At 71.3% G+C, this 24,915-nt stretch carries 22 protein-coding genes; 11 read left to right on the forward strand and 11 right to left on the reverse strand.

The window, feature by feature from the left end; genetic code table 11:
* Positions 1-1,935 (reverse strand): penicillin-binding transpeptidase domain-containing protein, encoded by a 1,935-nt coding sequence (locus C8E87_RS21170; RefSeq protein ID WP_133874704.1) that lies wholly within the window; start codon positions 1,933-1,935, stop codon positions 1-3.
* Positions 1,936-2,146: 211 nt separating this feature from the next.
* On the opposite strand from C8E87_RS21170, the gene C8E87_RS21175 reads away from it, so the two are divergent.
* Complete coding sequence (locus C8E87_RS21175) at positions 2,147-7,078, forward strand: NAD-glutamate dehydrogenase (protein WP_133874705.1); 4,932 nt, start codon at positions 2,147-2,149, stop codon at positions 7,076-7,078.
* 316 nt (positions 7,079-7,394) lie between these two features.
* Here the strand turns inward: C8E87_RS21175 and C8E87_RS21180 are convergent, their stop codons facing one another.
* The 4 genes from C8E87_RS21180 to C8E87_RS21195 form a co-directional block, all read right to left on the reverse strand.
* Positions 7,395-8,099, reverse strand: coding sequence for a TetR family transcriptional regulator (locus C8E87_RS21180; RefSeq protein ID WP_133874706.1), 705 nt, complete (start codon positions 8,097-8,099; stop codon positions 7,395-7,397).
* The gene (locus C8E87_RS21185; protein ID WP_133874707.1) at positions 8,080-8,514 is read right to left on the reverse strand and encodes a thiol-disulfide oxidoreductase DCC family protein; all 435 of its coding nucleotides are present in this window, start codon (positions 8,512-8,514) and stop codon (positions 8,080-8,082) included. The genes C8E87_RS21180 and C8E87_RS21185 overlap by 20 nt, the downstream gene beginning before the upstream one ends.
* Complete coding sequence (locus C8E87_RS21190; protein WP_133874708.1) at positions 8,511-8,945, reverse strand: hypothetical protein; 435 nt, start codon at positions 8,943-8,945, stop codon at positions 8,511-8,513. The genes C8E87_RS21185 and C8E87_RS21190 overlap by 4 nt, the downstream gene beginning before the upstream one ends.
* Positions 8,946-9,095: 150 nt before the next feature.
* Positions 9,096-10,532: a glycoside hydrolase family 3 protein gene (locus C8E87_RS21195; protein ID WP_133876979.1), complete on the reverse strand. Its 1,437-nt coding sequence runs from the start codon at positions 10,530-10,532 to the stop codon at positions 9,096-9,098.
* A 129-nt stretch (positions 10,533-10,661) separates the two neighbouring features.
* Here C8E87_RS21195 and C8E87_RS21200 point away from each other — a divergent pair, with 129 nt between their 5' ends.
* From C8E87_RS21200 to C8E87_RS21210, 3 genes are read left to right on the forward strand one after another with little or no spacing between them, the layout of a single operon-like run.
* Positions 10,662-11,852, forward strand: a complete 1,191-nt coding sequence (locus C8E87_RS21200) for an ROK family transcriptional regulator (protein WP_133874709.1) — start codon at positions 10,662-10,664, stop codon at positions 11,850-11,852.
* Between the two features lie 32 nt (positions 11,853-11,884).
* Positions 11,885-12,682 carry an ABC transporter ATP-binding protein gene (locus tag C8E87_RS21205; RefSeq protein WP_203720426.1) on the forward strand — a complete coding sequence of 266 codons (798 nt, stop codon included), beginning with the start codon at positions 11,885-11,887 and terminating at the stop codon, positions 12,680-12,682.
* Between the two features lie 4 nt (positions 12,683-12,686).
* On the forward strand, positions 12,687-13,580 hold the full coding sequence (locus C8E87_RS21210; protein ID WP_133874711.1) for a ribokinase: 894 nt from the start codon (positions 12,687-12,689) through the stop codon (positions 13,578-13,580).
* A gap of 11 nt (positions 13,581-13,591) precedes the next feature.
* Here the strand turns inward: C8E87_RS21210 and C8E87_RS46395 are convergent, their stop codons facing one another.
* From C8E87_RS46395 to C8E87_RS21225, 3 genes are all read right to left on the reverse strand, one after another.
* Complete coding sequence (locus C8E87_RS46395) at positions 13,592-14,479, reverse strand: methyl-accepting chemotaxis protein (RefSeq protein ID WP_133874712.1); 888 nt, start codon at positions 14,477-14,479, stop codon at positions 13,592-13,594.
* A 25-nt stretch (positions 14,480-14,504) separates the two neighbouring features.
* Entirely contained in the window at positions 14,505-15,041 is a 537-nt protein-coding gene (locus C8E87_RS21220; protein WP_133874713.1) for a PAS domain-containing protein, read from the reverse strand.
* A 66-nt stretch (positions 15,042-15,107) separates the two neighbouring features.
* Positions 15,108-15,569, reverse strand: coding sequence for a DUF6232 family protein (locus C8E87_RS21225; RefSeq protein WP_133874714.1), 462 nt, complete (start codon positions 15,567-15,569; stop codon positions 15,108-15,110).
* A gap of 57 nt (positions 15,570-15,626) precedes the next feature.
* Here C8E87_RS21225 and C8E87_RS21230 point away from each other — a divergent pair, with 57 nt between their 5' ends.
* From C8E87_RS21230 to C8E87_RS21245, 4 genes are read left to right on the forward strand one after another with little or no spacing between them, the layout of a single operon-like run.
* Positions 15,627-16,400 (forward strand): enoyl-CoA hydratase/isomerase family protein, encoded by a 774-nt coding sequence (locus C8E87_RS21230; RefSeq protein WP_133874715.1) that lies wholly within the window; start codon positions 15,627-15,629, stop codon positions 16,398-16,400.
* A 40-nt stretch (positions 16,401-16,440) separates the two neighbouring features.
* Entirely contained in the window at positions 16,441-17,046 is a 606-nt protein-coding gene (locus C8E87_RS21235) for a hypothetical protein (RefSeq protein ID WP_133874716.1), read from the forward strand.
* Positions 17,047-17,072: 26 nt separating this feature from the next.
* Positions 17,073-18,728, forward strand: a complete 1,656-nt coding sequence (locus C8E87_RS21240; protein WP_133874717.1) for an Hsp70 family protein — start codon at positions 17,073-17,075, stop codon at positions 18,726-18,728.
* Positions 18,729-18,784: 56 nt separating this feature from the next.
* Positions 18,785-20,407, forward strand: a complete 1,623-nt coding sequence (locus tag C8E87_RS21245) for an acetolactate synthase (RefSeq protein ID WP_133874718.1) — start codon at positions 18,785-18,787, stop codon at positions 20,405-20,407.
* A gap of 65 nt (positions 20,408-20,472) precedes the next feature.
* Here the strand turns inward: C8E87_RS21245 and C8E87_RS21250 are convergent, their stop codons facing one another.
* The 3 genes from C8E87_RS21250 to C8E87_RS21260 are packed head-to-tail and all read right to left on the reverse strand — an operon-like array spanning position 20,473 to position 21,562.
* Positions 20,473-20,817, reverse strand: coding sequence for a PLDc N-terminal domain-containing protein (locus C8E87_RS21250; protein WP_133874719.1), 345 nt, complete (start codon positions 20,815-20,817; stop codon positions 20,473-20,475).
* A 38-nt stretch (positions 20,818-20,855) separates the two neighbouring features.
* A complete protein-coding gene (locus tag C8E87_RS21255; protein WP_133874720.1) occupies positions 20,856-21,179 on the reverse strand; it encodes a DUF202 domain-containing protein in 324 nt (107 codons plus the stop codon).
* Positions 21,176-21,562 (reverse strand): YidH family protein, encoded by a 387-nt coding sequence (locus C8E87_RS21260; protein ID WP_133874721.1) that lies wholly within the window; start codon positions 21,560-21,562, stop codon positions 21,176-21,178. The genes C8E87_RS21255 and C8E87_RS21260 overlap by 4 nt, the downstream gene beginning before the upstream one ends.
* A gap of 372 nt (positions 21,563-21,934) precedes the next feature.
* Between C8E87_RS21260 and C8E87_RS21265 the strand changes: the two genes are divergently transcribed.
* From C8E87_RS21265 to C8E87_RS21275, 3 genes are all read left to right on the forward strand, one after another.
* Positions 21,935-22,711 carry an electron transfer flavoprotein subunit beta/FixA family protein gene (locus C8E87_RS21265; RefSeq protein WP_133874722.1) on the forward strand — a complete coding sequence of 259 codons (777 nt, stop codon included), beginning with the start codon at positions 21,935-21,937 and terminating at the stop codon, positions 22,709-22,711.
* 12 nt (positions 22,712-22,723) lie between these two features.
* On the forward strand, positions 22,724-23,656 hold the full coding sequence (locus tag C8E87_RS21270; protein ID WP_133874723.1) for an electron transfer flavoprotein subunit alpha/FixB family protein: 933 nt from the start codon (positions 22,724-22,726) through the stop codon (positions 23,654-23,656).
* Between the two features lie 80 nt (positions 23,657-23,736).
* Positions 23,737-24,912, forward strand: a complete 1,176-nt coding sequence (locus C8E87_RS21275; RefSeq protein ID WP_133874724.1) for a cysteine desulfurase family protein — start codon at positions 23,737-23,739, stop codon at positions 24,910-24,912.
* Positions 24,913-24,915 lie beyond the last annotated feature (3 nt).

Raw genomic sequence — 24,915 nt, forward strand, 5'->3', positions numbered from 1 at the left:
CTAGTTCGTGGCCAGGTTGCGGAGGAAGCGGGAGACGATCGGGACGGCGGCCTCGGAGCCGGCGCCGCCCTTTTGCACCATGACGGCGAAAGCCACGTCGCCCTGGTAGCCGATGAACCACGAGTGGGTGTCCTCGGTGTCCTCGCTGAACTCGGCCGTGCCCGTCTTGCCGAAGACCGGGCCGCCCGGCGTGCCGCGCAGGGCCGTCGCCGTGCCGGCCGTGACCACCTCGCGCATCATCTTGCGCAGTGCCGTCACAGCCGGCTGGTCGAGGGCGGCCCCGTCGGCGGCGGGGGCAGCCGGCGCCGGGTCGAGCACCAGCCGGGGCTGCTTGAACTGACCGCGGGCGATCGAGGCCGTCGCCGACGCCATGGCCAGCGGGCTGACCGCCGTCGCGCCCTGGCCGAAGGTCGCGGCGGCCAGCTCGGTCGGGCTGTCGGCGGGGGAGAGCTTGCCGCTGAACGCGTCGATGCCGAGGTCCCACTTGCCACCCAGGCCGAGCGCGTCGGAGGCCGAACGCAGCCCGTCCGCGCCGAGCTTCGGGGCCAGCCCGACGAACGCCGTGTTGCACGACTTGGCGAAGGCCACGTGGAACGGCACGTTGCCCAGGGCCTCGTCGTGGGAGTTCTTGAACGAGCGCCCGCTGACCACGGCGTTCTTGGGGCAGGCCACAGTGGCGTCGGCCGTCGCCACCTTGCGTTGCAGGATCCCGTACGCGGAGATCGCCTTGAACGTGGAACCGGGGGCGACCTGGCCGGTGAGCGCGGTGTTGACAGTGCCGCCGTCGGGGCCGTTGGCCACCGCTAGCACCGAGGAATCGCTGACCTTGATCGCGACGAGCGAGCTGGGCTGCTTCTCGCCGGCCAGCGCTTGGTCGGCCGCGAGCTGCGTCTTGACGTCGATCGTCGTCTTGACCGGCTTACCGGCCACCGGGGCCGTGGTGAAGACCTTCTTGGGGGTTTGTTCCTCTTCGCCGTCGGTGCCGCCGCTGACCGTGACCGAGATCCCCGCGGTGCCGCGCAGCGTGCTGTCGTACTTCTGCTGCAGCCCGCCGTGACCCACCGTGTCGCCCTGCACGAGGGTCTGCGGGTTCTTCTCGAGGTCTTCGGCGGTGGCGGCGTCGACCGTGCCGAGGAGTGCCCGCGCGAAAGCCCTGGTCGGGGCGAGGTTGCGATCCTCCTTGAGGAAGACCGTGCCGTTCAGGGCGCGCAGGCCGGGCCGGATCTTGTTGTAGTCGGGTTCACGCAGCGTGATGAGGTCGAGGAAGGCGCCCGGGTCGGCGTTCTTGACGCGGTCGCCCAGGTTGGCCGTGTCGACGGTGACGCCGATCTTCTTGAACTGGGCCGCCAACCCGGCCCGCAGCGCGGCGAGGTCGGTGACCTTCTGCGGCTCGACCCCGACGATGATCACCGTACGGGGGGTGACGATCGGCTTGCCCGCGGCATCGAGGATGCTCGCGCGCTCGGCCCGCAGCCGCGACATCTGGAACTTGTCGCCGTTGGTGAGATCGTTGTGCAGGACCGTCGGCTCCCACACCACCCGCCAGCCGTCGCTGCCCTGCCTGGTCAGCCGCACGGTGCTCTGATACGACCACTTGACGTCGCCGGGCAGCGTCCAGTCGAGCTTGAGGGCGCTGGTCGCGTTGTCGCCCGTGGTCTTCGGCTCACCCTCGGCGGTGACCGTGAGTGGCTGTTTGGCCAGCTCGCCCGAGACCGCCTTGATCTGTTCGAGCACGGCGGGCGCGGCGATCTTGCCGCCGTCGGCGCTGACGAATCCGACCTTGCTCAGGTCGCCGGCCCGCCACCCGGCCACGAAGTCCTGCAGGGCGCTGTCGGGGCCGTCCTTGGAGCACCCCGTCAGGCCCACCGCCACCAGGGCCACAGCGACGGCCGCCCCGACGGCACGGTGCACGGACGGGTACGGACCGCGGTGCATGGGAACCCCTTTCGCCGGGTATCGGCTTGTGCGTGGGTGACGGTAGTGAACGAATGCACGTTCCGCTGACCCCGTACCGGTGAGATAGGTCAAACCTTCCGCCTGACGGACCCTTCGCACCGCGGCTGTACTGGCGTCCGGCACGGGGCTCTAGGCTGTCCTGTGACACGTTCGAACCCACAGTGTGGTGGGTGAGGGGAGCTCCTGAGCCATGGCTGTCGCCGACGAGGCAGCGACTGAATCCGATGCCGAACACGATCTCATCACCGGACCGGGCCTGGCCCTGACCGGCCGACTCGGCGCCAGCGCCGAGGAGGGTGATCTCGACGAGACGCTGCCCAACGGGGAGCGGCTCATCGCCCAGGCGGTGGAGGTGGCCGGCGACGACCATCCGACCGCCTCGCTGGTGGGGCGGTACTGGCGGTTCGCGCCGGACGAGGAGCTGGTGGGGCTCACCCCGCAGGAGATGTACGACGCCGCGATCAGCCATCGTGAGCTGGCCACGACGCGCCTCCCGGGTGAGCTGAAGCTGGCGATCACGCCGCCGGGCGGGTCGCAGTGCCACACGATCCTGCAGATCGTCACCGACGACATGCCGTTCCTGGTCGACTCGGTGATCGCGCTGCTGTCCGCGCATCAGCAGCAGGTGCATCTGCTCGTCCACCCGTTGATCGTGGTGCGCCGAGAGCCGCTGGGGGCGCTGTCCGAGCTCGCCGCCGACGTCGAGCCCGACGACGCTATCGAGGGTGACCTGGTCGAGAGCTGGATCCGCATCGAGCTCGACCCGGTCCGCAGCCCCGAGGCCCGCGAGCAGCTGCTCAACGAGGTGCGGCGGGTGCTGACCGACGTGCGGGACGCGGTCGAGGACTGGCAGCGCATGCGCCAGCGGGCCCTGGTGATCGCCGACGAGCTGGCCACTGCCCGCGGCTCCGAACGCAAGCTGCCGGTGCCCGACAAGGACGTCACCGACTCGATCGAGCTGCTCAAGTGGCTGGCCCACGACCACTTCACGTTCCTCGGCTACCGGGAGTACCGCCTGGCCGGCGACGTGCTGACCGCGGTGGCCGGCACCGGGCTGGGCATCCTGCGCGGCGACAGCAAACCGCGCAAGCTCTCCACGATGGCCGACGAGGCGTTCCAGCGGGCCCTCGAGAAGCGCCTGCTCGTGATCACCAAGGCGAACTCGCGGGCCACCGTGCACCGCTCGGCCTACCTCGACTACATCGGCGTCAAGGTCTTCAACGAGGCCGGCGAGGTGGTCGGCGAGCGCCGCTTCCTGGGCCTGTTCAGCTCGTCGGCCTATCGCACCAGCGTACGTGAGCTGCCAGTGGTCAAGCGCAAGGTCCGTGAGGTGCTCGACCGTTCCGGCCTGTCCCCGCGCGGGCACTCCGGCAAGGACCTGCTGCAGATCCTCGAGACGTACCCGCGGGACGAGCTTTTCCAGATCAAGACCGATGACCTGTACGAGGCGGTGGTCGGCGTCCTGCGTATGGCGGGCCGCCGGCAGCTGCGCCTGTTCCTGCGGCGCGACGGGTACGGCCGGTTCATCTCGTGCCTGATCTACCTGCCGCGCGACCGCTTCACCACCGGCAACCGGCTGCGCATGCAGGAGATCCTGCTCCGCGAGCTGAACGGCGTGGGCGTCGACTACACGACCCGGGTGACCGAGCGCATGCTGGCCCGGGTGCACTTCATCGTGCGTACGGACCCGGCCGACCCGCCGGGGCAGACCGACCCCAATGCGCTGGCCGAGATGCTGGCCGACGCCACCCGCATGTGGGACGACGACTTCTCGTTGGTGCTCGAGCGCAAACTGGGCGAGGAAGCGGCCCGCGACCTGTTCGCCCGGTACGCGACGGCCTACCCCGAGAGTTACAAGGACGGCCACACCCCGTACGAGGGGATGCAGGACCTGGCCAAGCTCGAGCTGCTCGAGGAGGAGGGGCAGCTCGAGATGCACCTCTACCGCAAGCGGCGGCCGGGCCGCGACGGCGTGCTCGAAGCCGACGACCACGACATCCGGTTCAAGGTCTACCGGTACGGCGAGCCGATGATGCTCTCGGCCGTGCTGCCGGTGCTGCACTCGCTCGGCGTCCAGGTGATCGACGAACGCCCGTACGAGATCCGGCGCACCGACGGCACGATCTACCTCTACGACTTCGGTCTGGAGCCGCCGGCCGCGCATCGTGAGCTGGCCGGGGTACGGCCGCAGGTGGAGAACGCGTTCGCGGCCGCCTGGCGGGGCGAGGCCGAGGTCGACGGGTTCAACGAGCTCGTGCTGCGGGCCGGGCTCACCTGGCGCCAGGTGGTGGTGCTGCGGGCGTACGCGAAATATCAGCGCCAGGCCGGGTCGGTGTTCTCGCAGCGGTACATCGAGTCGACGTTCATCTCCTACCCCGAGATCGCGCGGCTGCTGGTCCGGTTGTTCGAGACCCGTTTCTCGCCGCGGCTCGAGGCGGGCGAGGCTCAGCGCGGCCGGCTCGCCGACGAGCTGGTCGAGCGGATCACCACCCTGCTCGACGACGTGGACAGCCTGGATCAGGACAGGATCCTGCGCTCCTACCTGACGCTGATCCAGGCCACGTTGCGCACCAGCTTCTTCCGGCGCGGGGCGGACGGGCGGCCCAAGTCGTACGTGGCCTTCAAGCTCGACCCGCTGGCCATCCCCGACCTGCCGCAACCCCGGCCCAAGTACGAGATCTTCGTGTACTCGCCGCGCTTCGAGGGCGTGCACCTGCGGTTCGGCGCGGTGGCCCGGGGAGGTCTGCGCTGGTCGGACAGGCGGGAGGACTTCCGTACGGAGGTGCTGGGCCTGGTCAAGGCACAGATGGTGAAGAACGCGGTGATCGTGCCGGTCGGCGCGAAGGGCGGTTTCGTGCTCAAGCAGAAGCCGGGCGACCGCGACGAGGCCGTCGAGTGCTACAAGCGCTTCATCACCGCGATGCTCGACGTCACCGACAACATCCTCAGCGGCAAGATCGTCCCGCCGCCGGATGTGGTGCGCCACGACGGCGACGACCCGTACCTGGTGGTCGCGGCGGACAAGGGCACCGCCACGTTCAGCGACATCGCCAACGAGATCTCGGTGTCCAAGGAGTTCTGGCTGGGCGACGCGTTCGCCAGCGGCGGCTCGGCCGGTTACGACCACAAAAAGATGGGCATCACCGCCCGGGGCGCGTGGGAGTCGGTCAAGCGGCACTTCCGTGACCTGGGCCTCGACACGCAGCGCGAGGACTTCACGGCCGTCGGCGTGGGCGACATGTCGGGCGACGTCTTCGGCAACGGCATGCTGCTCAGCGAGCACATCCGCCTGGTCGCGGCGTTCGACCACCGGCACATCTTCCTCGACCCCACGCCGGACGCGGCCCGCTCGTACGTCGAGCGGCGGCGCCTGTTCGACCTGCCGCGCTCGTCGTGGGACGACTACGACCGGTCGCTGCTGTCGGCGGGCGGGGGCGTCTATCCCCGTACGGCGAAATCGATTCCGGTCTCACCTGAGGTGCGCGCCGCCCTCGACCTCGGCGAAGCCACCACGATCAGCCCGGTCGAGCTGATGCGGGCCATCCTGCGCGCGCCGGTCGACCTGCTGTGGAACGGCGGCATCGGCACCTACGTGAAGGCGTCGGCCGAGACCCACGCCGACGTGGGCGACAAGACCAACGACGCCATCCGCATCAACGGGGCCGATTTGCGCGTACGGGTGGTCGGCGAGGGCGGCAACCTGGGGCTCACGCAGCGCGGGCGCATCGAGTTCGCGCGGGCGGGCGGGCGCATCTACACCGACTTCATCGACAACACCGCCGGGGTGGACTGCTCCGACCACGAGGTCAACATCAAGATCCTGCTGGGCGGCGCGGTCACCGACGGCGAGATGACCCTGCCCGAACGCGACGAGCTGCTGGCCCGGATGACCGACGAGGTCGCCGCGCTGGTCCTGCGGGACAACTACGAGCAGGCCACCGCCCTGGGCAACGCGCGGGCGCAGGCGCACTCGTTGCTTCCGGTGCACCGGCGGATGCTGAACGACCTCGAGGAGAGCGGCCAGCTCAACCGCGAGCTCGAGGCGCTGCCGACCGACGCCGAGCTCGCGGCCCGTTACGACGCGGGGGAAGGGCTCACCGCTCCCGAGTTCGCGGTGCTGCTGGCGTACGTGAAAATCAGCCTGGAGCGGGAGGTGCTCGCCGACGAGATCGTCGACGAGCAGTGGACCAACGAGGTGCTGTCCCGCTACTTCCCGACCCCGCTGCGCGACCGGTGCGGCGCCCGGATGGCGGGGCACCGGCTGCGTCGCGAGATCATCGCCACGGTGCTGGTCAACGAGGTGGTCAACCGGGGCGGCACGTCGTTCGTCTATCGGGCGATGGAGGAGAGCGGGGCCTCGGCGGCCGATGTGATCCGGGCCTACACGGTGGTGCGGGAGGCGTACGGGCTGGCCGACCTGTGGGCCCAGGCCGAGGCGCTCGACAACAAGGTGCCGACCGAGGCGCAGACCCTGGTGTTCCTCGAGTCGCGCCGGCTGCTCGACCGGGCGGTGCGGTGGCTCGTCAGCACCCGCCGCTCGCCGATCGACGTGGCCGGCGAGATCGCGAAGCTGGGCGCCGGGGTGCAGTCGCTGCTGCCGCAGATGCCCGAGGTGCTGCGTGGCATCGAACGCCGGTCGATGGACGAGCACATCGCCACGCTGGTCAACAAGGGCGTGCCGATGGAACAGGCCGAGCGGGTCACGTGGTGCAACTACGGGTTCGGCCTGCTCGACATCCTCGAGACCGGCAGCGGCACGGGCAAGCCGGCGGTCGAGGTGGCCGGGGTGTACTTCGCGTTGTCGGAGCGCTTCCACATCGACCAGCTGCTCTCCCACATCTCCTACCTGCCGCGCGGCGATCGGTGGCAGACGCTGGCCCGTATGGCGCTGCGATACGACCTGTACGCGGCGCTGGCCGCCCTGACAGCCGAGGTGCTGCAGTCGACCCCGTCCGGCGCCGCGGCCGACGAGCGCGTCTCCGAGTGGGAGCGTGTGAACGCGGCCTCGATCGCCCGAGCCGCCAACGCCATCGGCAACGTGGCCGACACGCCGGCTGAGCTGGCCGCTTTGTCGGTGCTGCTACGCCAGATCCGAACCCTGGTGAAGACGTCCGCAGCCTGATCCAGTTGTGACAGCGGACAGCGTGAGCCGGGTCGCGGCGGATTGCTCCCGAAATCCACTGCCGCGCCCGGCTCACCGTCTGCGTCGCGAAGGCTCGGACTGGTCCCGTAGGCCGAGTCGGTTCGCGACGTCCCCAGACCCACCTGCGGACATGACGCTACGTGCCGGCGGGCGGACGTCGGAAGCTTCCCGTACGCGAAATAGCCGTTCGGCCAACGCGATTCGGGCGACAGATCCGGAAATAAACAGACACCAAGACATAAAGCCGACCTAGCGATCACTCACCGTGCACGCCAGTAAGCGCTACACAACGTGATCAGTCGTCCCGGCGGACAGTCTCGATCAGGGCCAGGACCTGTCGCAAGGCCGGACGTAGCACCCGCAGCCGCGAGAGCGAGACCAGCCGGTCGATCAGCGGGACCGCCCCGTCGATCAGGCGCCGGGTGCGCCGCTGGCCGGGCGAGTTGTCGTACACCCAGAAGAGGGTCACGCCCATCCAGGCCAGCCAGAGCAGCTCGGGCAGCTCCTTGCGCAGCTCGGGGTCGAGCTTCGCGTTCGAGCCGTCGACCACCTCGCGGAAGATCGCGATGGCGGCCTCGCGCGCGGGCGACGACTCCTTGGAGAACGGGCTCAGCGGCGAGGTCGGCTCCGCGGCCGTTTTGAAGAACGTCGCCGCGAACGAGTGGTACGGCTCGTTGACGTCGATCCCCGCGTGCAGCACGCCGCGCAGCCGGGGCGCCAGCTCCTTCTCGGTGGACAGCACCGGCTCGGCGGCGGCCCGGTGCGCGACCTGATTGCGGTCGTAGAACCCCTGGATCAGGTGTTCCTTGGAGTCGAAGTAGTAGTACGCGTTGCCGACCGCGACCCCGGCTTCCTTGGCGATGGCCCGCATGGTCGTCTCGGTGTAGCCCCGTTCGCGGAACAGCCGCAGGGCCGTCTCGAGGATCAGCTGGCGCGTCTGTTCCCCCCGCGCCCGACGGGGCTTCTCCGCGGGGTCGGGTTCAGCGGCAGCGGTCGTCACACCCGTCACCGTAGTCCCCAAGGGCCGGGCCACTTCCCCTCGTACGCTCCCGAACCGCCGACGCCGCGGCGATGAACGCCCGCGCGGCGCCCGAGCCGATCCGCTCCGACAGACCCCGGTAGTCGGCGAGCGCCCACAGGCACGCCGCCCACGCGCCCTCCCCGGTGTAGACCGAGCCCTCGTCCCCGATCACCGTGATGTCCCGCAGGGTGGCCTCGTGGTCGAGCCCCGGGAACCGGTTCCGGGCTTCCGTCGATCCGGCCGGCACGAATTCCAGCCGTACGAGTTGAGCCCGTCCCCGCAGCCATTGACGTGCCGTACGGCAGATCGGGCACCCGCCGTCGTAGAGCACGGTGAAGGAGGTGATGGCCCGGCCGCCCCCTCGTCCGGCCGGGCCATCGAGCGGGGCGGTCATGCCCGCGCCGGGGGCGGGCCCTGCGGCGGCATCGGCGGGTGCATCGGCAGGCGCCCGGCCGGCGGCAGTGGCGGCACGATCTGCTGCTGGCGGAGGCGTCCACGGCGGTAGCGGCCGAGGAAGAACACGTTGAGGAAGTGCAGGACGCCGAGCACGAGCAGCACCAGGCCGATCTTGCTCGACAGCGTCTCCAGCGCCTCGCTGGTGTCGGCGATCGTCTGGTCCGACCGCATGGTCACCGTCACGTAGCCGAGATTGAGCAGGTAGAAGCCCATGACGAGCAGTTGGTTGATGGCGCCGGCGAGCTTCTCGTCCTCGAACACGTCGGCCAGGAAGACCCGGCCGTTACGCGAGAGCGTGGTGGCCACCCAGACGGTGAGCCCGATGCTCACCGCGAGGTAGACCAGGTACATCCAGACCTTCGGGTCCATCGGAGCGCCTTTCTGAACGTGTTCAACTTGATGTCCTCAGAGTAGGCGCACCAGTTGAACATGTTCAAGAGATGTGACGCGGCAGTCAGCCAAGATCGAAAAGCAAGAACGAGCGGCCCGTACGGGACGAGCCGCTCGCAAAAGCAGTGACTACAGCGCGGCGAGCCCCAGGGCCTCGGCCGCGGCCCGACCGTTGGCCAGGCTCGCGCCGTGCGTGGTGACGAAGGCCCGCGCCCGAGCCGGCCGCCACGTCGACGGCCAGCCCATCTCGACGACCCCCACGGTGTGGGCGGCCGACAGCTGCTCGACCAGGGCCCGGTTCGACTCCTGCCGGTGGGTGTGCCGCCCCACGACCACGATCGGCCGGGAGCCCGCGTGTGCGGTCAGCTGCGCGGCCGAGGCGGAGGCGGCCACCACCTCGACCTGCTCGACCCCGTCCAGGTGCGGGGCCAGGCCCCACGGCACGACACCCTCGGCGATCGAGTGGCCCGACGCCAGCTGCACGACCAGCGGCGACGACAGGTCGTTGACCGAACCCTCGACCCGCACCGCGCGGCGCGCCGCGGCCAGCCCGAGATCGCCCGCGACGGAAGGGGCCGTACGGGGGAAGGCCGTCCACGAGGCGAGCGCCGTGTTGCGGGCGACCGCCTCCTCCAGGCGCGCCGCCGGAACCCCGGCCACGATCGCCGCGACCACGGCCTCGACCAGCTCGTGGGTCACCTCGGCCCCGATGCACAGCAGGTCGGCGCCGGCTGTCAGGGCGCGTACGGCGGCCTGGGGGATGCCACCGGCGGCGGCCGCGGCGCCCGCCATCTCCAGCGCGTCGGTGACGATCACGCCGTCGAAGCCGAGCGTCGAGCGCAGCAGGTCCTGCAGGGCGGCCGTGCTGAAGGTGGCCGGGTCGTCGCCGGTCAGCGCGGGCACCCGGATGTGGGCCGACATCACGGCCTTGGCAGTGCCGGCGACCGCGGCGAACGGCGGCAGATCCCGCGCGTCCAGGATCTCGCGGGTGACGTCGACGGTCGGCAGCGAAAGGTGCGAGTCGGTGACGGTCGCGCCGTGCCCGGGGAAGTGCTTGGCGCACGCGGCCACCCCGATCGACTGCAGCCCGTCGACGGCGGCGCGGGCGTGCCGGGCCACCAGCTGCGGATCGGCGCCGAAGGACCGCGTGCCGATGATGGGATTGTCGTCGGCCGTGTTGACGTCGACGGTGGGGGCCAGGTCGAGGTTCACGCCGGCGGACACCAGATCGGCGCCGATCGCCGCGTACACCGTCCGGGTGAGCTCCTCGTCGTCGACAGCGCCGAGCGCCGCGTTTCCGGGGTAGGGGCTTCCGGTGCGGTGCGCGAGCCGGGTGACGTCGCCGCCTTCCTCGTCGATCGCGATCAGGGCGTCGGGGCGGCCCTCGCGCAGCTGAGCGGTGAGCGCGGCCACCTGGGCCGGGTCGGCGACGTTGGTGCCGAAGAGGGTGTGGCCTGCCAATCCTTCGCCCAGGAGGGTGACCGCCCAACCGGGAGCGTTCCCACCTTTGAAGGCCGCCAGCAGGGTGCCGAGGGCGAGGCGGCGGAGTGCGGGGTCGATCGCCATGATGTCCTTCCGGTGACGCAAGTCTGGTCTGTACACCCCGCGAGCTGCCATGATCGCTCGGTGTCGGGCCCGATACAGGGGCGCCGCTAATCTAATAGGAAACTATCCTAAAAAGTAGAGGATCCTGCCATGGCCTCCACCCGCCTTCCGGGCACGCCCCGGCTGCTGCGCGCTCTCAACGACCGCGCGGCGCTGGAACTGCTGCTCAACCGGGGTCCGCTGACCCGGGCCCAGCTCGGCGAGATGACCGGTTTGAGCAAGGTCACCGCGTCCCAGCTGGTGGAGCGCCTGGAGCAGCGCGGCCTCGTACGCCGGGTCGGCGAGCAGGCCGGCGGCCGCGGTCCCAACGCCCAGCTGTACGCCGTCACGCCCGGAAGCGCCCACGTGATCGGTGTCGACGTCGGCCCCGATCGGGTGGTCGCGGCCTGCGCCGACATCACCGGTTCGATCATCGGCCGGGTCGAGCAGTCCACCAAGGACACCGACGACCCGGTCGGCGTCGTGCACAACGCCGTGGTCCAGGCCGCGACCGACGCGGGGACGGACATGACCTCCGTACGCCGGGTCGTGCTCGGCACCCCCGGCCTGGTCGACCCGGCGAGCGGCGAGATCTCGTTCGCCTGGGACCTGCCGCGCTGGCACCGTGGCCTGCTCGACGACCTGCGCCGTGACCTGAGCACGACGGTGGTCTTCGGCAACGACGTGAACATGGCCGCCGTGGCCGAGTCCAGCACGGGCGCCGCGGCCGGCATCAAGGACTTCGTGCTGATCTGGGCCGGTCGTGGTGTCGGTCTGGCCAGCGTCATCGACGGCCGTCTGCACCAGGGCAGCACGGGCGCCGCGGGCGAGATCGGCTATCTGCCCGTGGCCGGCGCCGAGGTGCCCCGTCACCTGGGCCGCAAGGCGACCAAGGGCGGCGTACGAGGCGCGTTCCAGAGCATCGCGGGCGCCGACGCGGTCAAGGCGATCGGCAAGAAGTACGGCTTCCGTGGCGCCGAGGCGGCCGACGTGGTGCGCGACGCCGTCGAGGCGGGTCCGGCCGGCGAGCCGGTGCTCGACGAGCTGGCCGCCCGGCTGGCCCTCGGTGTCGCCGCCACCTGTGTGGTGCTCGACCCGCCGCTGGTCGTGCTGGCCGGTGAGGTGTCACAGGCCGGTGGTCCCGCGCTGGCTGCCCGGGTCGAGAACGAGGTGGCCTCGATCACCCTGGTCAGCCCGAAAGTGGTGATCACCGGGGTCGAGTCGGAGCCCGTCCTGCACGGCGCCCTGCACACCGCGCTCGGCGCAGTACGCGATGAGGTGTTCGGTTCGACCACCGGCTGAGCCGCCACACCCCTGCGTGGTTGGATGGACGCGTGCGAGAGCCCGACGAAGACACCGTCATTGCCTTTGATCAGGTCAGCGTGATCCGCGGGGGCAACTACCTGGTCCGCGGCCTGACCTGGCAGGTCGAGCTGGACGAGCGGTGGGTGATCCTGGGGCCGAACGGCGCCGGCAAGACCACAGTGCTCAACCTCGCCTCGGGACGGCTGCACCCGTCGCGCGGCACGGCTCACGTGCTGGGCGAGCGTCTCGGCCGGACGGACATCAACGAGCTGCGCACCCGCATCGGCCTGGCCACCGGCCAGTTCGCCGAGCGGGTGCCGCCGGGCGAGCGGGTGGTCGACGTCGTGGTCACGGCGGCCTGGTCGGTGGTGGGCCGCTGGCGCGAGGCGTACGACCCGCAGGACGAGGCCCGCGCCCGTCAGCTGCTCGAGCAACTCGGCATGGGCGCGCTCGCCGAGCGCGAGTTCGGCACCCTGTCCGAGGGCGAACGCAAGCGCACCCTGATCGCCCGGTCGCTGATGACCGACCCCGAGCTGATGCTGCTCGACGAGCCGGGCGCCGGGCTCGACCTGGGCGGCCGCGAAGATCTGATCGCCCGGCTGACCGAGCTCGCCCTCGACCCCGACTCGCCGGCCATGGTGCTGGTCACCCACCACGTCGAGGAGATCCCGCCCGGCTTCACCCACGGCATGCTGCTGCGCGAGGGCACGATCGTCGCGTCCGGCCTGCTGGGCGAGGTGATGACGGCCGGCAACCTGACCAAGACGTTCGGCCTGCCGCTGGTCGTCGACCGGTTCGGCGACCGTTACGCGGCGCGGGCGGCCTGAGGTCATGGCCCCGCGGATCGTCGTGGCCGGCAGCGCCAACATGGACCTCGTCGGCCTGGCGCCGCGGCTGCCCCGGCCGGGCGAGACCGTGCTGGGCGACGACTTCCTGATGATGCCCGGCGGCAAGGGCGCCAACCAGGCGATCGCCGCGGCGCGGGCCGGTGGCAGCACGGTGTTCCTGGGCGCGATCGGGTCGGACGCGTTCGGCGTCAACCTGAACGCCCGGCTCCACGCGGCCGGCGTCGACATGCAGCACGTACGCACGAGTTACGGCGCGTCCGGCGTCGCCGTCATCATGGTCGACCACGGCGGGGAGAACTCGATCCTGGTCGCCCCCGGGGCCAACAACTCGTTCGTCGGGCTGACCCCGGCCGAGCAGGCCGCCATCGCCGCCGGTGACGTGCTGCTGTGCCAGCAGGAGATCCCGGTCGAGACGGTGATCGAGGCCGCCCGCGTGGCGCGGGACGGCGGCACCCGCATGATCCTCAATGCCGCGCCCGCCCGCGCGTTGCCCGACGAGCTGCTGGCCTGCATCGACCTGCTGGTCGTCAACGAGGTCGAGGCGCTGGCCGTGACCGGCGGCGACCGGATCGACGTGCCCGGCCTGCTGGCCCTGGTGCCCCGGGTGGTGCTGACCCTGGGCGGCAACGGCTCGCGGTACGCCGACCGGGACGGCCGTGACGAGACCGTGCCCGCGTTCCACGTCGAGGTGACCGACACCACCGCGGCCGGTGACGCGTTCACCGGGGCGCTCGCCGTGGCCTGGGCCGAGGGTCGTGACCTGGTCGAGGCGGTGCGCTGGGCCAACGCCGCGGGGGCCGCCTGCGTACGGCGGATGGGCGCCTCGAACGCCCTGCCCACACGCGACGAGATCGAGCAGGTGTTCCGGGCCGGCTGACAGGCCCCGGGTCAGGAGGCGCGGGCCGTGGCCACGAACCGGTTCACCTCGGACCGCAGCACCTCGGCCAGCTGACTCAACCCGGCCGTGCCGGGCGCCCCGCCGCCGTCGACCGCGGTCGCGATGCCGTTCACCAGCCCGCTCATCTCCCGGATGCTGTTGGTCACCGCCTCGAGCACGGTCACCGCGTCCGCCGCGACCTCCTGCACCGTGTTCACCTGGGCCAGGATCTCGTCGCTGGACGAACTGGTCTCCGTGGCCAGGTTCTTGACCTCGCCCGCGACCACGCTGAAGCCGAGCCCCGCCTCCCCGGCCCGGGCCGCCTCGATCGTCGCGTTCAGCGCCAGCAGCCGGGTCTGCTTGGCCACCTGGTTGATCAGATCCACCGCCGTACGGATCTGGTCGGACGCGCTGCGCAGCGAGGTGACCGTGGTGAGCCCGCGTTCCGCCTCGGTGACCGCCTCCCGGGCGAAGTCGGCCAGCCCGTTGGCCGAGGCGCCCATCTCGGTGGCCGCCGTGGCCACCTGCTCCGAGACGGTCAGCACGGCCGACTCCAGCTCGTCGGCCAGAGCCACCCGGGCCGCCCCGGCCTGGGCCACCTTCTCGGCGCTGACGCTCATGGCCGCGAACGAGGCCGACATCTTCTCGGCGGTGTCGCGGAAGGCGCCGCGCAGCCCTCGGGTCAGGATACGGCGGTGGAACCGGCCCTCGGCGGCGGCGGCCGAGGCGGCCGCGGCCTCCCGCAGGAAGGCGTCGTTCGTGTCGAGCAGGTTGTTCAGCGCCGTGCGGGCGTCGACCGCCTCCGTCGAGGCGCCGATCGAGGGCAGGCGCGCTTCGAAATCGCCCGCGGCCGCCCGGCGGCACACGTCTGTGATGAGGGCCAGCACCTCGTCGGTCACGGGCGCGCCCCGGGGTGCGTCCGGATCATGCCCGAGCCCCGTTGGTCAGACCCCACACGAATTCGTCGTACGTCCGTCCGTCCAGCTCGCCGAGCAGTGCCTGCCAACCGGCCTCGACCGCGGCCCGGGGGCTCGCCTGTGTCTGCTCGGCCGCCCGGATCCGGTCGTACAGCCGTCTCACCTCGGCCACCGCGCCCGGCTGGGGCAGCCGGCGGTTGGAGTGGTAGCCGATCACGCGGGCGTCGGCCGCGAAGGACGGCGTGATGTGCGCCAGAACCCAGTAGTGCGCGCCGTCCGAGGCCAGATTCACCACGTACGCGAAAATCTCCTCACGCTCGGCGAGGGTGTCCCAGAGCAGCTTGAAGACTGCCCGCGGCATGTCCGGATGCCTGATCAGGTTGTGGGGCTGCCCGACCGCCTCGGCCTCGGTGAGCGCCGAGATGCGCAGGAACACCTCGTTGGCGTACGTGATGATCCCGCGCGGGTCGGTCTTGGTCACGATGATCTCGTCGGCGCCGAAGGATCGCTCCACGCCTGTCGGCCGTACCTGGGTTGCTCTCATGATCTGTGCATCGTCACCGACGGACGATTGCCCCCGTGCCGGTTTGTGGAAAATAGGACGACCAGCTCAACGACGGGTCGCCGGCTCCAGGGCGCGCTGCAGGGCCCGGTAGATGCGCCCGAAGCGGGCCGCGTCGCGTGTGCTCAGCAACAGCAGGTCGCCCCCGGGCGTACGGGCCCAGATCTCCCGGCTCCGGCTGCCCCGGTCGTACGAGCGGTCGACCCGCTCGAGCAGCACGTCGGCCAGCGGCGCGGTGGCCAGACCGATCAGCACGCCGCCGCCGGCCAGGGCGAGCGTGGTGGCGGTGGAGGCGTCGATGACCAGCGCGACCGCCACCGCGAGCAGCCCGACGACGATCGGCGTGAGGATGGCCAGCCCGACCGCGCCCCGGCCCGCGATGGTCCCCCAGGAGCGGCGCCCGCTCTTGTGCCACACCTGGAGCAACTGCTCCAGGCGGAGGTCGTGGCCGTTCATCCGGACGCCGGTGGAGGTGATCCACACGTCCGGGTCCCGGTAGTAGGTGGTCATCTTCATACGGAAGTACCCGTCGTAGGCTGGCCTGAACCGACATTCAGGAGGCGTGTGGTGGGCGAGTTCGTGACGTTGGAGACTACCGACGGCATCGGCACGATCCGGCTGGATCGTCCCCCGATGAACGCGCTCAACACGCAACTGCAGGAAGAGTTGCGGGCGGCCGCGCATTCCGCGACCGCCGACGAGCAGGTCAAGGCCGTGATCGTGTACGGCGGTGAGAAGGTCTTCGCGGCCGGCGCCGACATCACCGAGTTCACCAAGGCCGGCTATCCCGAGATGGCCGTACGGGCGGCCGCGCTCTCCAGCGCGTTCGACGCCGTGGCCCGCATCCCCAAGCCGGTGGTGGCCGCGATCACCGGTTACGCCCTGGGTGGCGGCTGCGAGCTGGCGCTGGCCTGCGACTGGCGGGTCGTGGCACAGGACGCCAGGCTCGGCCAGCCCGAGATCAAGCTGGGCATCATCCCCGGGGCGGGCGGCACCCAGCGGCTCGCGCGGTTGATCGGCCCGGCCCGCGCCAAGGATCTGATCTTCTCGGGTCGCATGGTCGACGCCGAGGAAGCGCTGCGCATCGGCCTGGCCGACCGGGTTGCCCCCGCGGCCGAGGTCTACGCGACGGCGGTCGAGCTGGTACGGGCGTACGTGTCGGGACCGTCTCTGGCCCTGCGCGCCGCCAAGCTGGCCGTCGACGGCGGCCTCAACACCGACCTGGCCTCCGGACTGGCGCTGGAATCGCAGCTCTTCGCCGGCTTGTTCGCCACCGACGACCGGGTCGAGGGCACCACGGCGTTCGTCGAGAAGCGTAAACCCACGTTTACGGGGCGTTAGCCCTCGACCATATCGATCGCTTGCCATAAAGTCCGACACTGTGGAACCGGTTCCGGTCACGCGCAGGGTGCGTCGCACCGTTCGCATGGCCGTCGCGCTGGTCGTCGGCCAGGCGATGTTGTGCGCGCTGATCGGCTGGCTGACGCTGGGCCGCCATCGCGCCGAGCCGGCCCGTCCACCCGGGTCGGCCGTGGTCGACCAGCTCGCGATTCCTCCCCTGACCAGCGCGGCGCCCCCGTCGTCGCAAGGCGCGATCTCGGCCACCGCCCTGCCCCGGCCCGCCTCGGCCGCCCCACGGCGTCCGGCGCCGGCCCGCGGCACCGCCGACGCCCTGCCGCCTCCGGCCGTGCCGGCGACCGGCGCTCCGCAGCCGATCAACGCGCCTCCGGACGACCCGCAGGTGGCGCCGCCGTCACCACCCCCGCCGTCACCGCCCTTGCCGTCGTCGCCGCGCACCCGGATCCCGCTGATCCCGGTCCCGTCCGTCGCGACACCGACACCGAGCACGTCGCCGGAGGTGGTGCAAGAACCCGTGCGGGTGGGGGACGAATGCCGCCCCCTGGGCGCTTACGGGCGAACCAGCGAGGGTGACCTCGTGCGTTGCCTGCGCGACGGGCGTGACGAGCCGCGCTGGAAGATCGTGTGAGCGCGGGCACCCCCTAGAATCAGGGGATGGCCATCGACCAAGGTGAGCCGAAAAGGCATGCCCTCGGCGTGGACTTCGGCACCTCGAACACCGTCGCGGTGGCGCGCTGGCCCGACGGCCGCGCGCGTCCGCTGCTGGTCGACGGCTCGCCGCTGCTGCCCTCGGCCGTCTATGCCGAGCCCGGCGGCGCCCTGGTGGTCGGCCGCGACGCCGTGCACAGCGCCCGGCTCGACCCGGTGCGCTTCGAGCCCAACCCGAAACGCCGCATCGACGACGGCACTGTCCTGCTGGGCGAGCAGGAGTTCCCGGTCGTCGACCTGATCGCCGCCGTGCTGGCCCGGGTCGCCGAGGAATGGCACCGCGCGGTCGGCCCGGTGCTGCCCGACGTCACCCTGACCTGCCCGGCGACCTGGGGCGCGACCCGGCGCACGCTGCTCGCCGAGGCCGCCGCCCGAGCCGGGCTGACCAAGGTCCGCCTGGTGGCCGAGCCGGTCGCCGCCGCGACGTACTTCGCCGAAGTGCTCGGCCGCGACGTGCCGATCGGGTCGGTCGTGGTGGTGCACGACTTCGGCGCCGGCACGTTCGACGCCAGCGTGGTCGCCCGTACAGCCTCGGGTTTCGAGGTGATGGCGATCGACGGGCGCGACGACATCGGCGGCCTCGACGTCGACGCGGCCATCGTCGAACATCTGCGCACCAGCGAGTGGGAACGACTGCTCGAGCCGTCGACGGCGCAGGAGAGGCGGGCCCAGCGCCAGCTCTGGGAAGAGGTGCGGATCGCCAAGGAACGCCTCTCGAGGGCCCAGTCGGCCGACTTCGTGGTGCCGCTGCTCGACACCGAGGTGCACCTCACCCGCGACGAGCTGGAAAAACTGGCCCGCCCCGTGCTGGATCAGACCGTGCGCGTCACCAAGGGCCTGCTCGACTGGGCGGCCCTGCCCGCCGGGCGCCTGGCCGGTGTCTTCCTGGTCGGTGGCGCGAGCCGGATCCCGCTGGTGGCCACGCTGCTGCACCGCGAGCTGGGCGAGGCCCCGGTGGTGATCGAGCAGCCCGAGCTGGTGGTGGCCGAGGGCAGCATCCTGGCCGACGCGGCGATGCTGGCGAGCGGTCCGGCGTCCCCCGGCCCCACCTCCGAGCTACGGCTGGTCTCCACGGGCCGGGCCGAGACGGCGACCGTACGCGTCGCCACCGCGACCGTGCGCGTGCCGGGCACAACCGGTCTGCAGCCCGCGGTCGACCCGTGGCCCGACGCCGACCACGGCTGGGTTCCGGACCCGCACGCGACCATGCCCACGCCGAAGCCCAAGTTCGAGCGCCCGATCTCGACACCGCCGGCCGCCGCGGCGTCGCCGCCTTCCCCGCCGCACGGCATGTCCTCGCCGCACGGCATGTCCCCGTCGCACGGGATGGCCGCCGTCCGGCCGATCTCGTCGCAGCCCGTCTCGCCGCCCCGGCCGCCGATCTCCCGGCCGCGTCCGCAGCCACAGGTCTCCCAGGCCGTACGCCGGACCAAGCGGCGCGGCGGGTTCCTGCGGGCGCTGCAGGTCCTGTTCAGCGCCGCCATCATGATCGTGGTCCCGCTGGCCGCGCTCGTGATCGCGTACGGGTATGGGAACGGGGCGCCGATCGTTGACGACGCCGAGAATCTCGTGCGCGACATCCGAAGCCTTCTCGGCTTCTGAGGTGACTCACGGGTAACGTGCCTACACCGGCGACGAGGCTGAGGGGGCTACGGAAGATGGCAGAAGTGATCGAGGGGCACGGCGGCGAACTGGCGCTGGCCGCGGCGCGGGCGTTCGGGGTGAACGAGATGTTCACGCTGTCCGGCGGGCACGTTTTCCCGCTGTACGACGCCGCGCACAAGACCGACTTCCCGATCTACGACGTGCGCCACGAGCAGACCGCGGTCTTCGCGGCCGAGGCGGTGGCCAAGCTGCAACGCCGTCCCGGACTCGCCGTGCTGACCGCCGGCCCGGGCGTGACCAACGGCATCTCCGGCCTGACCAGCGCGTTCTTCAACGCCTCGCCGGTGCTCGTGCTGGGCGGCCGGGCGCCCTCGTTCCGCTGGGGCTCGGGCAGCCTGCAGGAGTTCGACCACGTGCCCCTGATCGCCCCGATCACCAAGTACGCGGCCACGGTCGGTGACACCGACGCGATCGCCGGCGAGGTGCGTGCGGCCCTGACCGAGGCGCTCACCGCCCACCGCGGCCCGGCCTTCCTCGACATCCCGCTCGAGGTGGTCTTCTCCAGCGGCGAGGCCTCCGCCCCCGGAGCGCCCGCCGTCCCGCTGATCGAGGCCGACCCCGACGAGGTCGCGAAGGCCGCGTCGCTGCTGGCCACCGCGCAGCGCCCGGTGATCATCGCGGGATCCGACGTCTGGGGCGGGGACGCGGTCGCCGAGTTGCGGGCGGCCGCCGAGGCGCTGCAGGTGCCCGTGTTCACCAACGGCATGGGCCGGGGCGCGCTGCCGCCGTCGCACCCGCTCGCGTTCGCCAAGGCCCGGCGGCCCGCGCTCAACGAGGCCGACCTGGTCTGCGTGATCGGTACCCCGCTCGACTTCCGGCTCGGCTTCGGCGAGTTCGCCGAGGCGCGGGTCGTGCACATCGTCGACGCGCCCGGCCAGCGGGCCACGCACGTCGAGCCGGCCGTCTCGCCCGCCGGTGACCTGCGCGGCATCCTGGCCACGATCGCCGACTACTCGGGCGACCGGGCCGACCACGCCGAGTGGATCTCGGGGCTGCGCTCGGCCGAGGACGCGGGCAAGGCGCGCGACGCCGAGGCGATGGCGGCCGAGACCGACCTGATCAAGCCGGCGCGCATCTACGGCGAGCTGCGCAAGGTGCTCGCCCCCGACGCGGTCACCATCGGGGACGGGGGCGACTTCGTCTCGTACGCGGGCAGGTTCTTGGAGCCCTCGCAGCCCGGCACCTGGCTCGACCCGGGCCCGTACGGGTGTCTCGGCACCGGCATGGGCTACGCGATGGGCGCCCGGGTGACCTATCCCGGCCGGCAGATCTGCGTGCTGATGGGCGACGGGGCGGCCGGCTTCTCGCTGATGGACGCCGAGTCCCTGGTCCGGCAGGGGCTCCCGGTCGTCATGGTGGTCGGCAACAACGGCATCTGGGGTCTCGAGAAGCACCCCATGCAGGCCATGTACGGCTACGACGTGGCGGCCGACCTGCAGCCGGGGCTGCGCTACGACGACGTGGTCAAGGCGCTGGGCGGCGCGGGAGAGACGGTCGAGAAGGCGTCGGAGATCGGCCCGGCACTGGAGCGTGCCTTTGGCGCCGGGGTGCCCTACCTGGTCAACGTGCTGACCGACCCCGGCGACGCGTACCCGCGCTCGTCGAACCTCGCCTGACCAAGGCCTGTTTCATAGCTGAGACCGGACCGCTCCTCGCACTCGCCCCAGCTGTGAAACAGGCCTCAGGGCTTGTCCTCCTCGCGGTTGCGGAGTTCCTTCTCCCACTGGGCGAGCATTTCGCGATCCCGCTTCGACTGCTCGGTGTCGACCGAGCGGAGGAAGTCGGCGTCGTCGTCCGGCGAGACCGGAGCGGGACGCCTGCGCACGATCCCGCCCTCGACGGGAGCGGGTCGCGGGCGTCCCCAGGCGAAGTACGCGAGCGGGCCCAGCAGAGGGATGAGAAGGATCACCAGCACCCACACGGCACGGGGGGCGTTGCGGACGCGAGCGGCCGACAAACAGCTGATCAGCGCCAGCACGAAGAGCACCAGCTGCACGGCAGCCAAGAAGATGAACAACCGGACCATGAGGCAATGATGACGCGCGCGGGCCGATCCGGCGACGATCAGAGCATGACAATGACCCCGGCGAGCGCCGCGAGGCCGACAGTGACGAAGGCGTACGCGGTGATCGAGCGCCGGCCGGGGTGGGGTGGACGACGGCGCAGGGCCCGGGCCCGCCGATAGGCCAGCGCGACCAGCGCCGACCAGCCGGCGCCGCACAGGGCCGCGGTGATCCACAGCCCGGGGCCGGCGTCGGGGTCGAAGGCGGGACGAGCGGCGAGCAGGACGACGACGCCCGCCGACAGGGCCGTACGCCGCCAGGCGAGCCGGGTGCGCTCGGCCGAGGCGCCGTGGTCGGGCGTCCACTCCGCGGACGGCTCGCTCATCGTGGGGACTGCAGCAGCACTGCCACGATCAGCAGCAGCGCGCCCAGGGCCACGATCACGGCGAGGAACGCGGGGAACCTCGAGCCGGGCAGTTCCTCGCCCAGACGCATGGCCCGCTCGGTGCGCGCCCAGTGATCGACCGCGCGCAGAGCCACGAGACCGCCGAGCACCAGCAGCGCGACGGCGATGACCTCGCGCAGGTAGGCGATCGGCAGCGGCGGCAGGAACTGGGCGCAGCCCAGACCGCCCGCGATCAGGGCCAGACCGGTGCGGATCCAGGCCAGGAAGGTGCGCTCGTTGGCCAGCGAGAACCGGTAGTCAGGGGTGCGGCCGACCGTGGGTGTCTTTTCCGGGTCTATCCATTGCCGCAGGCCGCCGAACACAGAGAGATTATTGACCGGACGGGCCCGGAAGGGTCGCCCACACCGTGCGGACTTCGTCACTCACGCAGCCCTCACGCAGGTGGCCGCACCGGCACCACGGTGAGTCGGGATCCACGCGACCGTGGGTCTGCGGCGTCATGCCGGGGCCGCGTGGTGGACGATGGGTGGCGGACGGGAGCAACCCGTCGGCCAGTGAATCGGCAAGGCCGGACAATTCGTACACCTCCCTCGATCGACTGTAGCGATTCGACGGCCGGATCGGGTGAGGTGAGTCACTCTTCGTGGTCGACGCCGCCAAGCTACCGACGGGTAACCTGTCGGGAGGCGTCCGGCCGCAACGGTGCGTTCACAACAGGAGGTCGTAGGAGCGCGATGAACATCGTCGTACTGGTCAAGCAGGTGCCCGACTCCGGTGCCGAGCGCACGCTGAGCGCGGATCACACGGTCGACCGCGCGTCGGCCAGCAATGTCATCAACGAGATGGACGAGTACGCCATCGAGGAAGCGTTGAAGATCAAGGAGGCGCACGGCGGCGAGGTGACGGTCCTGACCATGGGTCCGGCCGGCGCGACCGAGTCCATCCGCAAGGCGCTGTCGATGGGCCCCGACAAGGCGGTGCACGTCTCCGACGAGGCGCTGCACGGCTCGTGCGCCGTCGCCACCTCCAAGGTGCTGGCCGCGGCGCTCAAGACGCTCAACGCCGACCTGATCATCTGTGGCGCCGAGTCGACCGACGGCCGCGTCCAGGTCATGCCGCACATGCTGGCCGAGCGGCTGGGCGTCGCGGCGCTGACCGGCGCCCGCAAGCTGACCGTCGACGGCTCGCAGCTGACCGCCGAGCGGCAGACCGACGAGGGCTACGAGGTGGTCACCGCGGCCACCCCGGCCGTCGTCAGCGTGTGGGACACCATCAACGAGCCCCGCTACCCGTCGTTCAAGGGCATCATGGCCGCGAAGAAGAAGCCGGTGCAGGCTCTCTCGCTGGCCGACCTCGGCATCTCGGCCGACGAGGTGGGCACGGCCGGCGCCACCAGCGCCGTGCTCGAGTTCGCGCCGCGGCCGCCGCGCTCGGCCGGCAGGAAAGTCACCGACGAGGGCGACGGCGGCGCGCAGCTGATCTCGTTCCTCGCCACCGAGAAGTTCGTCTGAGAGGGGTCGGTCATGGCTGAGGTTCTTGTTGTAGTCGAGTCCGGCGTCAAGAAGGTCACGCTCGAGATGCTGACCATCGCGCGGGGGATCGGTGACGTTTCCGCTGTCGTGTTCGGTGAGGCCGACGCGGTCAAGCTGGGCGAGTACGGCGCGTCCAAGGTCTACGTGGCGGCGGGCGACGACGTCGACGGCTATCTGGTCGCCCCCAAGGCGGCGGTGCTGGCCGACCTGGTGCGCGAGAAGCAGCCCGCCGCGGTCCTGCTCGCCTCCACCCAGGAGGGCAAGGAGATTGCCGGCCGGCTCGCCGTCAAGCTCGACAACGGGCTGCTCACCGACGCCGTCGAACTGGCGTCCGACGGCACCGCCACGCAGGCCGTGTTCGCCGGCTCGGGCATCGTCAAGTCCAAGGTCACCAAGGGCCTGCCGATCGTGACGATCCGCCCCAACTCGGTCACTCCGTCGCCTCAGGCCGCGACGCCCGCCGTGGAGCAGCTGACCGTCGCCGTCTCGGACGCCGACAAGCTGACCAAGGTGGTCGAGCGGGTCGTCGAGCAGAAGGGATCGCGCCCCGAGCTGACCGAGGCCGGCATCGTCGTCTCGGGCGGCCGCGGCGTGGGCAACGCCGACAACTTCAAGCTGGTCGAGGAATTGGCCGACCTGCTCGGCGGCGCCGTCGGCGCGTCCCGCGCGGCCGTCGACTCCGGCTTCTACCCGCACCAGTTCCAGGTCGGCCAGACAGGCAAGACCGTCTCCCCGCAGCTGTACGTGGCGCTCGGCATCTCGGGCGCCATCCAGCACCGGGCCGGCATGCAGACCTCGAAGACGATCGTCGCGGTCAACAAGGACCCCGAGGCCCCGATCTTCGAGCTGGCCGACTTCGGCGTGGTAGGCGACCTGTTCAAGGTCGTCCCGCAGGCGGCCGACGAGATCCGCAAGCGCAAGTAGCCCCGCGATGTGACGAACGGCTCGGTGCTCAGCGCCGGGCCGTTCGCCGTTGCCGGGGTGAAGCATAAGCTTGGGCACTGATGGCCTACTTGGATCACGCTGCGACCACGCCGATGCTCGACGAGGCCCTGGCGGCATATGTTGCGGCGGCCCGCGAGGCCGGTAACCCGTCGTCCCTGCACGCTGCCGGTCGGCATGCGCGGCGCCTGGTCGAGGAGTCCCGCGAGCGCATCGCGGCAGCCCTCGGCGCCCGGCCCTCCGAGGTGATCTTCACCAGCGGAGGCACCGAGAGCGACAACCTGGCGGTCAAGGGCATCTTCTGGTCCCGGCGGGCCGGTTCGCTCAGCCGCAGCCGGGTGGTCGCCTCCGCGGTCGAGCACCACGCTGTGATGGACACCGCCGAGTGGCTCGGCACACACGAGGGCGCCCAGCTGAGCTGGCTGCCGGTCGACGGCGCGGGGCGGGTAGACCCGGCGTCGCTGGCCGAGCTGGTGGAGGCGTACGCGGATGAGATCGCCGTCATCAGCGTGCAGTGGGCCAACAACGAGGTCGGCACGATCCAGCCGGTGGCCGAGCTCGCACGCCTGGCCGCCGAGGCCGGCATCCCGTTCCACACCGACGCCGTGCAGGCCGTCGGGCAGGTGCCGGTCGACTTCACGGCCAGCGGCGCGGCGGCCATGACGGTGACCGGGCACAAGGTCGGCGGCCCGGTCGGCGTGGGCGCGCTGCTGCTGGGCCGCGACGTCGGGTGCACACCGCTGCTGCACGGTGGCGGGCAGGAAAGGGATGTGCGCTCGGGCACACTCGACACGGCCGGCGTGACGGCGTTCGCCACAGCTGTCGAGATCACCGTCAAGGGCCAGGCCGCGTACGCGGAAAGGGTTGGCTCTCTGCGCGACGAACTGGTGCGCCGGGTCCTCGCCGCGGTGCCGGACGCGATCCTCAACGGCGACCCGGCCGACCGGCTGGCCGGCAACGCGCACTTCAGCTTCCCCGGCTGCGAGGGCGACGCGTTGCTGCTGCTCCTGGACGCGCAGGGGGTCTGCTGCTCGACCGGCTCGGCCTGCTCGGCCGGGGTCGCCCAGCCCAGCCACGTGCTGCTCGCCATGGGCGCCGACGAAGACCGGGCCCGCTCCTCACTGCGCTTCACGCTCGGGCACACGAGCACTTCCCGGGACGTGGACGCTCTGCTGGCCGCCCTGCCCGGCGCGGTCGAGCGTGCCCGCCGCGCCACCGCCTGGAAAACCCCCCGTTAGGCT

This window comes from Paractinoplanes brasiliensis (genome assembly GCF_004362215.1).
Taxonomy (GTDB): domain Bacteria; phylum Actinomycetota; class Actinomycetes; order Mycobacteriales; family Micromonosporaceae; genus Actinoplanes; species Actinoplanes brasiliensis.

What these genes read in the sequence shown, in the direction of transcription:
- C8E87_RS21270 (WP_133874723.1), top strand. Translation starts at nt 22,724, where the DNA reads ATGGCTGAGGTTCTTGTTGTAGTCGAGTCCGGCGTCAAGAAGGTCACG.
- C8E87_RS21200 (WP_133874709.1), top strand. Translation starts at nt 10,662, where the DNA reads ATGGCCTCCACCCGCCTTCCGGGCACGCCCCGGCTGCTGCGCGCTCTC.
- C8E87_RS21255 (WP_133874720.1), bottom strand. Translation starts at nt 21,179, where the DNA reads ATGAGCGAGCCGTCCGCGGAGTGGACGCCCGACCACGGCGCCTCGGCC.
- C8E87_RS21265 (WP_133874722.1), top strand. Translation starts at nt 21,935, where the DNA reads ATGAACATCGTCGTACTGGTCAAGCAGGTGCCCGACTCCGGTGCCGAG.
- C8E87_RS21220 (WP_133874713.1), bottom strand. Translation starts at nt 15,041, where the DNA reads ATGAGAGCAACCCAGGTACGGCCGACAGGCGTGGAGCGATCCTTCGGC.
- C8E87_RS21245 (WP_133874718.1), top strand. Translation starts at nt 18,785, where the DNA reads ATGGCAGAAGTGATCGAGGGGCACGGCGGCGAACTGGCGCTGGCCGCG.
- C8E87_RS21195 (WP_133876979.1), bottom strand. Translation starts at nt 10,532, where the DNA reads ATGGCGATCGACCCCGCACTCCGCCGCCTCGCCCTCGGCACCCTGCTG.
- C8E87_RS21250 (WP_133874719.1), bottom strand. Translation starts at nt 20,817, where the DNA reads ATGGTCCGGTTGTTCATCTTCTTGGCTGCCGTGCAGCTGGTGCTCTTC.
- C8E87_RS21240 (WP_133874717.1), top strand. Translation starts at nt 17,073, where the DNA reads ATGGCCATCGACCAAGGTGAGCCGAAAAGGCATGCCCTCGGCGTGGAC.
- C8E87_RS21170 (WP_133874704.1), bottom strand. Translation starts at nt 1,935, where the DNA reads ATGCACCGCGGTCCGTACCCGTCCGTGCACCGTGCCGTCGGGGCGGCC.
- C8E87_RS21190 (WP_133874708.1), bottom strand. Translation starts at nt 8,945, where the DNA reads ATGGACCCGAAGGTCTGGATGTACCTGGTCTACCTCGCGGTGAGCATC.
- C8E87_RS21185 (WP_133874707.1), bottom strand. Translation starts at nt 8,514, where the DNA reads ATGACCGCCCCGCTCGATGGCCCGGCCGGACGAGGGGGCGGCCGGGCC.
- C8E87_RS21175 (WP_133874705.1), top strand. Translation starts at nt 2,147, where the DNA reads ATGGCTGTCGCCGACGAGGCAGCGACTGAATCCGATGCCGAACACGAT.
- C8E87_RS21210 (WP_133874711.1), top strand. Translation starts at nt 12,687, where the DNA reads ATGGCCCCGCGGATCGTCGTGGCCGGCAGCGCCAACATGGACCTCGTC.
- C8E87_RS21275 (WP_133874724.1), top strand. Translation starts at nt 23,737, where the DNA reads ATGGCCTACTTGGATCACGCTGCGACCACGCCGATGCTCGACGAGGCC.
- C8E87_RS21225 (WP_133874714.1), bottom strand. Translation starts at nt 15,569, where the DNA reads ATGACCACCTACTACCGGGACCCGGACGTGTGGATCACCTCCACCGGC.